The organism is Pseudomonas sp. GW821-FHT11D10, assembly GCF_058808435.1.
Genome location: NZ_JBXARR010000005.1, coordinates 291,817 through 305,254, shown reverse-complemented (window position 1 = coordinate 305,254; position 13,438 = coordinate 291,817). Strand labels below are relative to the sequence as shown.

The 13,438-nt window shown below is 60.7% G+C and carries 13 protein-coding genes; 5 read left to right on the top strand and 8 right to left on the bottom strand.

Features of this window, described 5'->3' with window-relative positions:
* Positions 1–197: 197 nt before the first annotated feature.
* From AC1RT4_RS17810 to amaB, 7 genes are all read right to left on the bottom strand, one after another.
* A complete protein-coding gene (locus AC1RT4_RS17810) occupies positions 198–914 on the bottom strand; it encodes an ABC transporter ATP-binding protein (RefSeq protein WP_007950655.1) in 717 nt (238 codons plus the stop codon).
* A complete protein-coding gene (locus AC1RT4_RS17805; RefSeq protein WP_007950657.1) occupies positions 911–1,783 on the bottom strand; it encodes an ATP-binding cassette domain-containing protein in 873 nt (290 codons plus the stop codon). The genes AC1RT4_RS17810 and AC1RT4_RS17805 overlap by 4 nt, the downstream gene beginning before the upstream one ends.
* Entirely contained in the window at positions 1,780–3,081 is a 1,302-nt protein-coding gene (gene livM, locus AC1RT4_RS17800; protein WP_007950660.1) for a high-affinity branched-chain amino acid ABC transporter permease LivM, read from the bottom strand. The genes AC1RT4_RS17805 and livM overlap by 4 nt, the downstream gene beginning before the upstream one ends.
* A gap of 3 nt (positions 3,082–3,084) precedes the next feature.
* Positions 3,085–3,999, bottom strand: coding sequence for an ABC transporter permease subunit (locus AC1RT4_RS17795; protein ID WP_007950661.1), 915 nt, complete (start codon positions 3,997–3,999; stop codon positions 3,085–3,087).
* 146 nt (positions 4,000–4,145) lie between these two features.
* A complete protein-coding gene (locus AC1RT4_RS17790) occupies positions 4,146–5,279 on the bottom strand; it encodes an ABC transporter substrate-binding protein (RefSeq protein WP_007950664.1) in 1,134 nt (377 codons plus the stop codon).
* Between the two features lie 364 nt (positions 5,280–5,643).
* On the bottom strand, positions 5,644–6,927 hold the full coding sequence (gene amaA / locus AC1RT4_RS17785; RefSeq protein WP_493086640.1) for an L-pipecolate oxidase: 1,284 nt from the start codon (positions 6,925–6,927) through the stop codon (positions 5,644–5,646).
* An 89-nt stretch (positions 6,928–7,016) separates the two neighbouring features.
* Entirely contained in the window at positions 7,017–8,507 is a 1,491-nt protein-coding gene (gene amaB, locus AC1RT4_RS17780) for an L-piperidine-6-carboxylate dehydrogenase (RefSeq protein ID WP_127796763.1), read from the bottom strand.
* A gap of 161 nt (positions 8,508–8,668) precedes the next feature.
* Here amaB and AC1RT4_RS17775 point away from each other — a divergent pair, with 161 nt between their 5' ends.
* The 3 genes from AC1RT4_RS17775 (at position 8,669) to nadE (ending at position 11,737) form a co-directional block, all read left to right on the top strand.
* Positions 8,669–9,574 carry a LysR family transcriptional regulator gene (locus tag AC1RT4_RS17775; protein WP_007950669.1) on the top strand — a complete coding sequence of 302 codons (906 nt, stop codon included), beginning with the start codon at positions 8,669–8,671 and terminating at the stop codon, positions 9,572–9,574.
* Positions 9,575–9,681: 107 nt separating this feature from the next.
* Positions 9,682–10,905 (top strand): nicotinate phosphoribosyltransferase, encoded by a 1,224-nt coding sequence (pncB, locus tag AC1RT4_RS17770; protein ID WP_085685119.1) that lies wholly within the window; start codon positions 9,682–9,684, stop codon positions 10,903–10,905.
* 4 nt (positions 10,906–10,909) lie between these two features.
* The gene (gene nadE, locus AC1RT4_RS17765) at positions 10,910–11,737 is read left to right on the top strand and encodes an NAD(+) synthase (protein WP_007950678.1); all 828 of its coding nucleotides are present in this window, start codon (positions 10,910–10,912) and stop codon (positions 11,735–11,737) included.
* A gap of 55 nt (positions 11,738–11,792) precedes the next feature.
* Here nadE and azu read toward each other — a convergent pair whose 3' ends face one another.
* The gene (gene azu, locus AC1RT4_RS17760; protein WP_064593127.1) at positions 11,793–12,239 is read right to left on the bottom strand and encodes an azurin; all 447 of its coding nucleotides are present in this window, start codon (positions 12,237–12,239) and stop codon (positions 11,793–11,795) included.
* Positions 12,240–12,580: 341 nt separating this feature from the next.
* On the opposite strand from azu, the gene AC1RT4_RS17755 reads away from it, so the two are divergent.
* A complete protein-coding gene (locus tag AC1RT4_RS17755) occupies positions 12,581–13,168 on the top strand; it encodes a cytokinin riboside 5'-monophosphate phosphoribohydrolase (RefSeq protein WP_273901521.1) in 588 nt (195 codons plus the stop codon).
* Positions 13,169–13,236: 68 nt separating this feature from the next.
* On the top strand, positions 13,237–13,416 hold the full coding sequence (locus AC1RT4_RS17750) for a hypothetical protein (RefSeq protein WP_007950694.1): 180 nt from the start codon (positions 13,237–13,239) through the stop codon (positions 13,414–13,416).
* Positions 13,417–13,438: the final 22 nt, after the last annotated feature.

Sequence of the window (13,438 nt, the reverse complement as noted above, 5' to 3'; positions counted from 1 at the left end):
CACAGCCAGCTCCACAGCAAACGGGGACAAGTCAAAACTGTGGAAAAACAGCCATTTGCAGCGGCTTTATGTCGCGCTTTGGCAGGTTGGCGATTTTGTTTTCCACAATTTCCCGAAAGTCCTGGTTTTCAGCGAACAAGCAGGCGCAAAAAAGCCCCGACACTCACGCATCGGGGCTTGTGGACAACTCCAAACGATCAGTGACCGCCGAGGTAAGCGTTACGCACCTCCTCGTTCACCAGCAGCTCCTTGCCGGTGCCCGTCAGGCGGATCTCGCCGTTGACCATCACGTACGCCCGGTCGGACAGTTTCAACGCATGGTTGGCGTTCTGCTCGACGAGGAAAATGGTCATCCCGGTTTTCGCCAGTTCCCGCAGGGTGGCGAAGATCTGTTTCACCACGATCGGCGCCAGGCCCAGGCTCGGCTCGTCCAGCAGCAACAGCTTGGGTCGGCTCATCAGCGCCCGGGCGATGGCGAGCATCTGTTGCTCGCCGCCAGACATGGTCATGGCACGCTGAGTGCGGCGCTCTTCGAGCCGCGGGAACAGCTCGAACATGCGCTGCATGTCTTCCTTGGCGTACTTGTCGCCGATCGGAATGGTGCCCATCAGCAGGTTTTCCTCGACGGTCATGTCGGGGAACACCCGCCGCCCTTCCGGCGATTGCGCGATGCCGTTGGAGGCGATGTAGTGCGATGACTTGTGGGTAATGTCCACGCCCTGATAAAGGATCTGCCCGCCCGCCGCCCGTGGCTGGCCGAAGATCGACATCAGCAGGGTGGATTTGCCGGCACCGTTGGAGCCGATCAGGCTGACGGTTTCCCCTTCGTTGATCTGCAGCGAAACGCCTTTGAGGGCCTGGATCGGGCCGTAGAACACGTCCAGATCCTTGAGTTCGAGGATGGGTTGCGTCATACGACTTCCTCTTCGTCGGCGCCCAGGTAGGCAGCGATCACTTTCGGATCGTTACGAATGGCATCCGGCCCGCCCTCGGCGATGACGATGCCGTGGTCCAGCACCACGATGTGATCGGAAATGCTCATTACCATGCCCATGTCGTGTTCGATCAGCACCACGGTCAGATCGTGCTCGTCGCGCAGCAGCCGGATCATCGCGCTCAGCGCTTCGGTTTCCTGAGGGTTGAGGCCGGCGGCCGGTTCGTCGAGGCAGATGATCTGCGGCCGCGTGCACATGGCCCGGGCGATTTCCAGACGGCGTTGCTGGCCATAGGAAAGCTCACCGGCCAGACGGTTGGCGCAGTCCACCAGATCCACCACTTCCAGCCAGTAGAACGCGCAGTCCAGCGCGTCGCTTTCGGCCTTGCGATAGCCCTTGGTGTTGAGGATGCCGGCCAGCATGTTGCGGTTGACCCACATGTGCTGGGCCACCAGCAGGTTTTCCAGCACCGACATTTCCTTGAACAGGCGAATGTTCTGGAACGTCCGGGCGAGGCCCGCGCGGTTCACCAGATGGGTGCCGCCGAACATCTTGTAATACAGACGGCTGGCAAAGTTTTTCGGCGAGACGAAGTCGGTCGGTTTGAACGACTCGCCCAGCAGCTGGATGACGTTGGTCTGCTGGCCGCGCACGTTGAGTTCGATCTTGCCGCCGGAGGCTTTATAGAACCCGGTCAGGCAGTTGAACACCGTGGTCTTGCCGGCGCCGTTGGGGCCGATCAGAGCGAAGATCGAGTTGCGTTTGACCTTCAGGCTGACATCGCTCAAGGCTTTGATGCCACCGAAGTGCATCATCAGTTTTTCAACAGAGAGTACGACTTCACTCATGGCGCAGTCCTCTCATAGTGAATGGCACCTTTGCGTGGAGTGACCCCGGTGCGGCTGATGCGGATCAGCCCGCGAGGTCGCCAGATCATCATCAACACCATCAGGATCCCGAACAGCAACACGCGGTATTCGGCGAAACCGCGCAGCAGTTCCGGGGCAACCGTCAGCACGAACGCTGCGATCACCACACCGATGGTCGAGCCCATGCCGCCGAGCACCACGATGGCGAGGATCAATGCCGATTCGAAGAAGGTGAACGAGGTCGGATTGACGAAGCCTTGGTAAGTGGCGAAGAACACACCCGCCAGACCGGCGGTGGATGCACCGATGGTGAACGCCGAGAGTTTGACCAGCACGTGGTTGAGGCCCATCGAGCGGCAGGCGATTTCGTCTTCACGCAGGGCTTCCCAGGCGCGGCCGACCGGCATCTTCACCAGACGATGCTTGATGTACAGCACCGCCAGCACCACCAGGAACAGCACCGCATAGATGAAGTAGTACTTCACGTCCGGGTTGTAGGCGATGCCGAAGAACTCGTGAAACGGTACCCCGCCATCCTTCGCCCGCTTGCCGAATTCCAGACCGAAGAAGGTCGGCAGTGGCGCCGGCATGCCGTTCGGGCCACCGGTCAGGGACAGCCAGTTGTTGAGCACCAGACGAATGATTTCACCGAAGCCCAGGGTCACGATCGCCAGGTAGTCGCCGTGCAGGCGCAGCACCGGGAAACCGAGGATGCAGCCGGCCAGCCCGGCGGTGATCGCCGCCAGCGGCAGCACGGTCCAGAAGCCCAGGCCGAGGTACTGATAACCGAGCGCCAGACCGTAGGCGCCGATGGCGTAGAACGCCACGTAACCGAGGTCGAGCAGGCCGGCCAGACCGACCACGATGTTCAGCCCCAGACCCAGCAGCACGTAGATCAAACCGAGGATGACCACACCCAGCAGGTAGGAGTTGGACACGAACGGCACGGCCACGGCCAGCACGATCAGCAGCGGGATGATCCAGCGCAGGCGGGATTTGTGATCGGCGGGCAGCACATGCACGCCGGAACCGGTGCTCTCGAATCCTTCGAGGATGCGCAGGCCCTTGGGGGTTTGCAGGAACAGGCTGAGGGCAAAGCGGCCAGCCATGACGATGGCGATGATCCACGCCACGCGGGTCGGTTCGAGGTTGAAGCTGTAGCCGTCGAGGACCACGCCGACAATCGGCCCGAACACGATCAGGGCGATCAGACCGGCGAGAATCGCCTCAACCAGGCTTTTTTTGACATCGATGGATTTTGTAGTGGTTGAAGACATCGCTTACACCTTCGACACAAGAGGACGGCCCAGCAGGCCCTGAGGCCGGAAGACCAGAACAAGTACGAGCAGCGAGAAGCTGAACACGTCTTTGTAGTCGGAGTTGACCAGGCCCGAGAACAGCGACTCGGAGATCCCGAGGATGATCCCGCCGAGCATGGCGCCAGGCAGCGAGCCGATCCCGCCAAGCACTGCGGCGGTGAATGCCTTGATGCCGATGACGAAGCCTGCGTAGAAGTCGAACGTGCCGTAGTTCATGGTGATCAGCACGCCGGCCAGGGCCGCCATCGCTGCACCGATGATGAACACATAGGAAATCACCCGGTCGGTGTTGATCCCCAGGATCGAGGCCATCTTGCGGTCTTGCTGGGTGGCGCGGCACATGCGGCCGAGCTTGGTGTACTTGATCACGTAGGTCAGCAGGCCCATCCCGACGAACGCCGCGACGAGAATGAAGATCTTGGTGTAGGTCAGCTGGACGAAGCCCGAACCGACGTCGATGCGCCAGGCACCGGTGAGCAGTGTCGGAACACCCTGTTGACGGGCGCCCTGGCTGATCTGGGCATAGTTTTGCAGGATCAGGGAGATACCGATGGCGCTGATCAGCGGTGCCAGTCGGGTGGAGTTGCGCAGTGGTTTGTAGGCGATGCGTTCGATGACCCAGCCATACACCCCTGTGACGACGATGGTGAAGACCAGTGTGCCGAGCATCAGCAGCGGGAAGGATTCGATACCGAAGTAAGCCAGCAGAGCCAGACTGATTGCCGCGAGGTAAGCGGAAATCATGTAAACCTCGCCGTGGGCGAAGTTGATCATGCCGATGATGCCGTAGACCATTGTGTAGCCGATGGCGATCAGGCCATAGACCGACCCGAGGGTCAGGCCGTTGACCAGTTGCTGCAGGAAAATACCATCCATAACGCAATCTCACGCAGTGAGAACCTGCACACCCGGGGGCGCGCGGTTCTTCTAGGAAAAATACAGATTTACGTCGGAGCAATGTCAGCCACGACCGGGCTGGCCCCCGCAGGTGTTCTGCAGAGGTCAGCCGATCGCGTCAGCCCTTACTTCTGTTTTTCCAGCTGGTGATATTTGCCGTCCTTGTCCCACTGGTAAACCACGTAGTCGGAGACTTTCAGGTCGCCCTTGGCGTCCCAGGTCTTCTCGCCCATCACGGTTTTCACAGGGTTGGCTTTCAGCCATTTGGCAGCGTCTTCGCCCTTGTTGGACTTGGCGCCATTGAAACCGGCAGCCAGTGCCTGAACCGAAGCGTAGGCGTACAGGGTGTAGCCTTCAGGCTCGGTGCCGGCCTTGCGGAACGCGTCCACCACGGTTTTGCTGTCCGGCAGCATGCGCGGGTCGGCGCCGAAGGTCATCAGTACGCCGTCGACGTACTGTGGGCCGCCAGCGGTGGTCACCAGTTCGTCGGTCACGATGCCGTCGTCAGACATGAACTTCACGTCTTTCAGGCCTTCGGTACGCAATTGCTTGACCAGTGGACCGGCTTCCGGGTGCAGGCCGCCGAAGTAGACCACGTCGGCACCGGCCGCACGGATCTTGGTGACCACGGCGCTGAAGTCTTTCTCGCCACGGGTCAGGCCTTCGTACAGCACCGGCTTCACGCCGCGTTTTTCCAGTTGAGCCTTGGTCGCATCGGCCAGGCCCTGACCGTAGGTGTCCTTGTCGTGCAGCACGGCCACTTTCTTGCCCTTGAGCACGTCGACGATGTAGTCGCCGGCAACGATGCCTTGCTGGTCGTCACGGCCGCACATACGGAACATGGCGCTCAGGCCGCGCTCGGTCACTTGCGGGTTGGTGGAACCCGGGGTGATCGCGATGATGCCGGCTTCGTCGTAGATCTCGGACGCAGGGATGGTGGAGGACGAGCAGAAGTGGCCGACCACACCGGCGACTTTCTGGTTGGTGAGGTCCTTGGCGACCGTCACCGCCTGTTTCGGTTCGCAAGCGTCATCGCCCTTGACCAGGACGATTTTCTCCCCGTTGACGCCGCCCGCCGCGTTGACCGCGTCGGCCGCCGCTTGTGCCCCTTTCATGTACTGTTCGCCAAATGCCGCGTTGGCGCCCGTCATCGGACCCGCCACACCGATTTTCACATCAGCTTGTGCAAACGCAGAAACACCCAGCGCAGTAGCCACTGCGAGGGCCAGAAAGCCTTTCTTGTAAAACGTCTGGGACATGAGGTGGTGCTCCAAGGTTTTTTTTAGTTGGCACTGCGACTTCACTTGAATGCTCAGAGCAAGGGCCGTGCCATCGGTTTTTTATTCTTCAAAAAGTCGCTGCTTTCTTGTTATTTCGACTGTTTCGTTCCCATTTTCATTGGGCGTGCAACCGTCTAAACCGCGGAAGGTGAAACCAATTATTTTTTCAGGCGCAACCCGCACGCGCCATCATTGCAACCGCGGCGCCAAACGACGTGCAACCAGCCTGTAACAGCCCGCGTCACCGAACTGCACACTGCTGGTGCGGGACTGCTACAACCCGCACCATTACAGGCTAGTCGCTACGCGCAAAAGCGCCGCGTTACGCAACAATTTTCAACACTCAAATGACGATCCGCAGGCACTGGCCCGCGTGATACAGCGAGAACCCGGCCTCGTACAGACAACTGCGCAAGCCCACACCCGCCAGGGGCTGCATCGGTGCGAAGGGAATCGGCAACGCCTGAGGATTTCCGTTACACAGGTAATCGGCGAAGGCCTTGCCGACCACGGTGCCGGTGGTCACGCCACGACCGTTGTAACCGGTGACGGCCACCAGTCCCGGCGCCGGCTCGAACAGGCGCATCAAATGATCGGGAGTAAAAGCAATGCGCCCGGTCCAGGTGCATTCCCACTCGACGGGCTTGAGGTTGGGGAAGTAATGCTGCTGCACCCGGTCGGCCCAGGCCTTGAGAAACCAGGTCGGTTTCTGATTGCCGTTGCCGAGACTGCCCAGCAACAGACGCCCATCCTTGTCACGGCGAATACTGCTAAGCACCTGGCGGGTATCCCACGAGCCCTGCCCGCCCGGGAGGATTTCACGGGCGGCGTCTTCGGTGAGCGGCACCGAAGCGACCTGATAGTAGTAACCGGGGAAGAAGTTGCGCTTGAGTTCGGTCCAGTCGCCTTCGGTGTAGGCGTTGGAAGCGATCACTACCTGTTCGGCGAGCACCGAACCCTGCTCGGTCTGCACCGACCATTTCTGCCCCTGACGCTCAAGACGCGCGACCGGAGAGTGATCGAACATCTGCCCGCCCAGGCTGATGACAGCGTTGGCCAGCCCGGTGACATAAGCCATCGGATTGAGCGTACCGGCGCGCCGGTCGAGCAATGCGGCGGCGATCTTCTGTGTACCGGTCGCCTGTTCACAGGCTTTGCCGGTCAACAGTTCGACCGGCGCACCCCGGCGTTTCCACTGTTCTTCGCGACTGCGCAGATCCGCCTCACCCTTGGCGTTGTGCGCCATGTGCAGGGTGCCTTCGCGGCGCAACTGGCAATCGATGTTGTATTTATCCACAAGGCTGAACACCAGCGCCGGCGCCGCACCGAGCATGCGGTTGAGCTGACTGCCGACCGCCTCGCCGAAGCCGGCCTCGATCTCGTCCGGCGGAATCCACATCCCGGCGTTGACCAGCCCGACGTTGCGCCCGGAGCCACCATGCCCGGCGCGATGGGCTTCGAGCACGCAGACGCTCTTGCCCTTTTCCAACAGATGCAGCGCCGCCGACAGCCCGGTAAACCCGGCGCCGATCACGCAGACATCGACTTTGACCTCGCCCCTGAGCGCCGAGTTATCCGGTCGTTGCGGCGTGAGTTTTTCCCACAGACATTCTTCGCGTAACGGCATTGCCAGACTCCAACAGAAACCTGCCAAACACACCTAAAAGATCGTTCCCACGCAGAGCGTGGGAACGATCAATAGCTTTGAGAAAACTGTCAGTCGAAGGTAATGCCCTGCGCCAGCGGCAACTCCAGCGAGTAGTTCACGGTATTGGTCTGCCGGCGCATGTAAGCGCGCCATGCATCCGACCCCGACTCACGACCACCACCGGTTTCTTTTTCACCGCCAAACGCGCCGCCGATTTCCGCGCCGCTCGGGCCGATGTTGACGTTGGCGATGCCGCAGTCGCTGCCGACCGCCGACATGAATTTCTCGGCCTCGCGCACATCGGTGGTGAAGATGCACGACGACAGGCCTTGCGGTACTGCGTTGTTCAGGCGCAGTGCCTCTTCGAAATCGCTGTAACCGACCACGTACAGGATCGGCGCGAAGGTCTCGCTGCACACCACATCACTCTGCTCCGGCATTTCAACGATGGCCGGCGCCACGTAGTAGGCATTCGGGAACTGGTCTTCCAGTTGGCGCTTGCCGCCGAACACCCGGCCGCCCTCGCTCAACGCCTGCTCCAGCGCGTCCTGCATGTTTTCGAAGCTGTGCTTGTCGATCAGCGGGCCGATCAGATTGCCTTCCAGCGGGTGACCGATGCGGACCTTGGAGTACGCGGCTTTGAGACGGGTGACGATTTCTTCCTTCACCGACTCATGGGCGATCAGGCGACGCAACGTGGTGCAACGCTGGCCGGCGGTGCCGACGGCGCTGAACAGAATGGCGCGCACGGCCATGTCCAGATCGGCACTCGGGCCGAGGATCATCGCGTTGTTGCCGCCCAGTTCGAGAATGCTGCGGGCAAAGCGTGCGGCGACTTTCGGCGCCACTTCGCGGCCCATGCGGGTGCTGCCCGTGGCGCTGATCAGCGCGACACGCGGGTCATCCACCAGCGCTTCGCCGGCATCACGGCCACCGATGATCACCTGGCTCAGGTGCGCCGGAGCATCGCTGAAATTCTTCAGTACACGCTCGAACAGCGCCTGACAGGCCAGCGCGGTCAGCGGGGTTTTCTCCGACGGTTTCCACACCACCGGGTTGCCGCAGACCAGCGCCAGCGTGGTGTTCCACGCCCACACCGCGACCGGGAAGTTGAACGCACTGATCACGCCGACCACGCCCAGCGGGTGCCAGGTTTCACGCATGTGGTGGCCCGGACGCTCGGAGGCGATGGTCAAGCCGTACAACTGGCGGGACAGGCCGACGGCGAAATCGCAGATGTCGATCATCTCCTGCACTTCACCCAGGCCTTCCTGAGTAATCTTGCCGGCCTCCCAGGAAACCAGTTCGCCAAGATCATTCTTGTACTCGCGCAGGACTTCGCCGAACTGACGCACCAGCTCGCCGCGACGCGGGGCCGGCACCTTGCGCCATTGTTCGAACGCATGATCTGCGCGACTGATGTGTTGCTCGACTTCGGCGGGGCCTTCCCAGTTCACGGCGCCGATGCGGCTGCCGTCGATGGGCGAATGCACCGGCACTTTGCCGTTCTGGTACAGGGCCGGGTTCACACCTAGACGATCAAGCAATGCGGCAACCATGGGTCACTCCTCAAGCAAAAAACTGAATGTGTGCGGGCGCGATTTCACGACCGGGCAGACCTTTAGTTGTAGCGTCAGGAAGGCTGTGCAACAAACGACCTTTACGCGAGATATCATTCCGTTTATTCATGCTGCGCAGAAAGACAAGAAAAGGATCGCCCATGCTGAACAAACGCCACTTGCCGTCGATCACCGCGTTGCAGTGCTTCGAGGCCGTGACCCGGCACCTGAGTTTCACCCGGGCCGCCGAGGAACTGAACCTGACCCAGAGCGCTGTCAGCAAGCAGGTGGCGCAGCTCGAAGAATTGCTGCAGCACTTGTTGTTTCGTCGGGTACGCCGCCGTTTGCAGATGACCCCGGCTGGCGATCTGTATCTGGTGGAAGTCAGAAAAATCCTGACCCAGGTCGAGATGTCGACCCATTACCTGCGTTCCTACGGCGGCGAAACCGAAGTCCTGCGCGTCTCCACGCCCTCGACCTTCGGCGCCCGCTGGCTGGTGCCGCGCCTAAAGGGCTGGCGTTTGCGTCATCCGTCGATTCATCTGGACCTGTGCAACGAGCAGGAGGCCGATGACCTGCTGCAAGGGCGCAGCGACCTGGCGTTCTATTTCGGCCAGGGCTCACGTCCCGGCACCGAATGCCTGAAGCTGTTCGGCGAAGAGCTGGTGCCGGTCTGCGCGCCGAGCAGCCTGCCGGATACTCCGTTGACTGATCCAACGCAGCTCACCGATCTGGTCCTGCTGCAGAATGCTTCGCGCCCGCAAGCGTGGCACGACTGGTTCGACAGCCAGGGCTACCAGACCGAACACAGCTACCACGGCCCGCGTTTCGAAACCTTTTATATGTGCATCCGCGCCGCGCAGGTCGGCTGCGGCGTCGCCCTGCTGCCGAGGTTTCTGGTGGAAGAGGAATTGGCCGACGGCAAACTGGTCATTCCCTGGCAGCATGCAATGCCCAGCACCGATGCCTATTACCTGGCCTACCCGGAACACGCGGCAGAAGTGCCCAAAGTGCGGGATTTCGTGAAATGGATGCTGGAGCAGATCGACAGTCCCGATGCGGTCTGAGGCGCTGCGCCGGGATAAAAATCGCTGGCAATCCCCACCCCGGATATGCGCCACTAGCGCCATTGATTGATACCGCGCCAAAGCGCGGCCCGTCTGGAGACCCCGTTATGAGCGAGAGTGTGTTTGCCGATCGCATCGTGCAGAACCTGCTCGACACCGACTTCTACAAACTGACGATGATGCAGGCGGTGCTGCACAACTACCCCAACGTCGAAGTCGAATGGGAGTTCCGTTGCCGTAACAGTGAAGATCTACGCCCGTACCTGGCGGAGATCCGCTTCCAGGTCGAGCGTCTGGCCGAGTTGAGTCTGAGCGCCGATCAGTTGAGTTTTCTCGAGCGCATCTCGTTCCTCAAGCCGGATTTCCTGCGCTTCCTCGGTCTGTTCCGTTTCAACCTGCGCTACCTGCACACCGGCATCGAGAACGGCGAGCTGTTCATCCGCCTGCGCGGGCCGTGGCTGCATGTGATCCTGTTTGAAGTGCCGCTGCTGGCGATCGTCAGCGAAGTGCGCAACCGCTATCGCTACCGTGAAACAGTGCTGGAACAGGCCCGCGAACAGCTTTACCGAAAATTCGACTGGCTGACCGCCAACGCCTCGGCCGAGGAGCTGTCGCAGTTGCAGGTCGCCGATTTCGGCACACGCCGGCGGTTTTCCTACCGTGTGCAGGAAGAAGTGGTGAACGTGCTCAAGCACGATTTCCCTGGGCGTTTCGTCGGCACCAGCAACGTGCACTTGTCCCGCGAACTGGACATGAAACCGCTGGGCACCATGGCTCATGAGTGGATCATGGCCCACCAGCAACTCGGCCCACGGCTGATCGACAGCCAGATCGCCGCCCTCGATTGCTGGGTCCGCGAATATCGCGGCCTGCTGGGGATCGCCCTGACCGACTGCATCACCACCGACGCGTTCCTCGGCGACTTCGATCTGTTCTTCGCCAAGCTGTTCGACGGTTTGCGTCATGACTCCGGGGATCCGGTGCAGTGGGGCGAAAAATGCATCGCCCACTATCACAAGCTCGGCATCGACCCGATGAGCAAGACCCTGGTGTTCTCCGACAGTCTGACGCTGCCCAAGTCGCTGGAGATCTTCCGGGCGCTGCGCGGCCGGATCAATGTCAGCTTCGGCATCGGCACCAACCTGACCTGTGACATTCCGGGTGTCGAACCGATGAGCATCGTGCTTAAAATGACCGCCTGCAACGGCCAACCGGTGGCGAAGATCTCCGACGAGCCAGGCAAGACTCACTGCAAAGACCCGAATTTCGTCGCCTATTTGCGACACGTTTTCCAGGTTCCTGCCGTTTCCAGCCTTTCTAGCAAGGAGTGAATTCATGCAAGCCGTACAGCGTGAGATTGCTGAACAGCTCAACGTTCAGCCGCCGTTCGCCGATTACCAGGCCCTCGAAGCGGAAGTCGCCCGACGCATCACCTTCATCCAGGATTGCCTGACCAGTTCCGGGCTCAAGACCCTGGTGCTGGGCATCAGCGGCGGGGTCGATTCGCTGACCGCAGGGCTGCTGGCCCAGCGCGCCATGCGTGAACTGCGCGAGCGCACCGGTGACGAGGCCTACAAGTTCATCGCCGTGCGCCTGCCGTACGACGTGCAGTTCGATGAACACGACGCCCAGGCTTCGGTGGACTTCATCGCCCCGGACGAGCGCCATACCGTCAACATTGGCCCGGCGGTGAAATCCCTGGCCAGCGAAGTCGCAGCTTTCGAAGGCAAGCACGCGGTATCGGTGGATTTCGTGCTCGGCAACACCAAGGCGCGGATGCGCATGGTCGCCCAGTACACGATCGCCGGCGCGGCCCATGGCCTGGTGATCGGCACCGACCACGCGGCGGAAGCGGTGATGGGTTTCTTCACCAAGTTCGGTGACGGCGCCTGCGACCTGGCCCCGCTCAGCGGTCTGGTGAAAAACCAGGTTCGCGCCATCGCCCGCAGCTTCGGCGCACCGGAATCGCTGGTGGAAAAAGTGCCGACGGCGGATCTGGAAGACCTGTCGCCGGGCAAGCCGGACGAGGCGTCCCACGGCGTGACCTACGCCGAGATCGACGCGTTCCTGCACGGCGAGCCGGTGCGTCAGGAAGCGTTCGACATCATCGTCAACACCTACAAAAAGACTCATCACAAGCGGGTCATGCCGTTTGCGCCTTGAATCCGGGGCATAAAAAAAGCGTCCTTCGGGACGCTTTTTTTTGACCTTGTGTTGCTTACTTCAGGGTCACGGTGCCTTTCATCATCGAGATGTGGCCCGGGAACGAGCAGAAGAAGCCGTACTTCTCGTCAGCCTTGAGCTTGGACACGTCGAAGGTCACCGAGTCGGTTTCCTTGGCGCCGATGATCTTGGTGTGAGCGATAACGCGCTCGTCACCGTCCTTCAGGTAGTTCTTGTCGATGCCGGCGGCCAGGCCGTCGGTGGCGATCGGCTGCATGTCGGCTTCTTTGCTGATCACCAGGTTATGGCCCATGACGTTCTTCGGCAGGCTGCCGGAGTGGGTCAGCTCGACGGTGAAGGTCTTGCAGCTCTTGTCGATTTCGATGGCCTTGGTGTTGAAGGACATCTGATCAGTGGAATCAACGGTGGTTTTGCACTCGGCAGCCATCAATTGGCTGCTGGCCAGCGCCAGCAGGGATACCGCAACAACTTTGGAAAACATGGTGAATCTCCAAGGCAGGGTTAACAAAAACACGAATGGTTGGAAGACTGCCTGAAATCTTCGCAAGTTCCTATGACTTGAGTCAAAAATTGTATACAACTTTCAGGCTATGACACTCATCGAAACAATCTAACAGCCAGACGATTGGCCGGGCCGTATCTTCAGGGCTCAACGTCCATCTGGAGCATCCGTCATGTCCTTCAACAGCCTGTTGTGCAGTCTGCTCGCCGCCTACGCCTGTGGTGCCAGCGGCACCTATGAAACCCCGAAACGCGAAGTCTAGCCCTTGGATCAAGGCGTGCCAGCCATTACCCTGTGACCGATTGACCCAGGAGGAAGGCATGTCTCTCACATCCGTTTGTGTATTTTGCGGTGCCAACGCTGGCACCACCCCGGCGTACACCGAAGCCGCCATCGCCCTCGGCACAGCTCTCGCCGAGCGTAAGCTGACGCTGGTCTACGGCGGTGGCGCCGTCGGCCTGATGGGGATTGTCGCGGACGCCGCGCTGGCGGCCGGTGGCGAAGTGATCGGCATCATCCCGCAGAGCCTGATGGACAAGGAAATCGGCCACAAAAGCCTGACGCGCCTGGAAGTGGTCGACGGCATGCACGCGCGCAAGGCGCGGATGGCTGAACTCAGCGATGCGTTCATCGCCCTGCCCGGTGGCCTTGGCACCCTGGAGGAGCTGTTCGAAGTCTGGACCTGGGGCCAACTCGGCTACCACGGCAAGCCGCTGGGCCTGCTGGAAGTGAACGGTTTCTACAGCAAACTCACTGCATTTCTCGATCACATCGTCGGCGAAGGCTTCGTTCGCGCGCCGCACCGTGACATGCTGCAAGTGAGTGAATCGCCACAAACGCTGCTCGAAGCCCTCGACCACTGGAAGCCCACCGTCACGCCAAAATGGGTCGACCAGAAACCCGGTTAACCGCCGGGCACCGATACAGGGCAGAATACGCGCCGCTCAACCTCACCTTCGACCCCAGAGGATCGCCCATGGCCAAACCCAATTACTCCTTCGCCAAACGTCAACGTGACCTGGCCAAGGAACAGAAGAAAGAGGAAAAGCTTCAGCGCAAGAAACAGATGGCTGAAGAAGCGGCACTGAACCCTGACGGTGAAGTGGCGACCGATGATGATGTTGAGGCACCGAAAGACCAGGCACCCGACGCCTGAGCTGAATCGCGAAATTGAACAC

Coding starts and splice junctions, on each gene's coding strand:
- amaA (WP_493086640.1), bottom strand. CDS start 6,927: ATGCCGTTACGCGAAGAATGTCTGTGGGAAAAACTCACGCCGCAACGA.
- AC1RT4_RS17755 (WP_273901521.1), top strand. CDS start 12,581: ATGTCTCTCACATCCGTTTGTGTATTTTGCGGTGCCAACGCTGGCACC.
- pncB (WP_085685119.1), top strand. CDS start 9,682: ATGAGCGAGAGTGTGTTTGCCGATCGCATCGTGCAGAACCTGCTCGAC.
- AC1RT4_RS17750 (WP_007950694.1), top strand. CDS start 13,237: ATGGCCAAACCCAATTACTCCTTCGCCAAACGTCAACGTGACCTGGCC.
- AC1RT4_RS17805 (WP_007950657.1), bottom strand. CDS start 1,783: ATGAGTGAAGTCGTACTCTCTGTTGAAAAACTGATGATGCACTTCGGT.
- livM (WP_007950660.1), bottom strand. CDS start 3,081: ATGTCTTCAACCACTACAAAATCCATCGATGTCAAAAAAAGCCTGGTT.
- nadE (WP_007950678.1), top strand. CDS start 10,910: ATGCAAGCCGTACAGCGTGAGATTGCTGAACAGCTCAACGTTCAGCCG.
- AC1RT4_RS17790 (WP_007950664.1), bottom strand. CDS start 5,279: ATGTCCCAGACGTTTTACAAGAAAGGCTTTCTGGCCCTCGCAGTGGCT.
- AC1RT4_RS17775 (WP_007950669.1), top strand. CDS start 8,669: ATGCTGAACAAACGCCACTTGCCGTCGATCACCGCGTTGCAGTGCTTC.
- amaB (WP_127796763.1), bottom strand. CDS start 8,507: ATGGTTGCCGCATTGCTTGATCGTCTAGGTGTGAACCCGGCCCTGTAC.
- AC1RT4_RS17795 (WP_007950661.1), bottom strand. CDS start 3,999: ATGGATGGTATTTTCCTGCAGCAACTGGTCAACGGCCTGACCCTCGGG.
- AC1RT4_RS17810 (WP_007950655.1), bottom strand. CDS start 914: ATGACGCAACCCATCCTCGAACTCAAGGATCTGGACGTGTTCTACGGC.
- azu (WP_064593127.1), bottom strand. CDS start 12,239: ATGTTTTCCAAAGTTGTTGCGGTATCCCTGCTGGCGCTGGCCAGCAGC.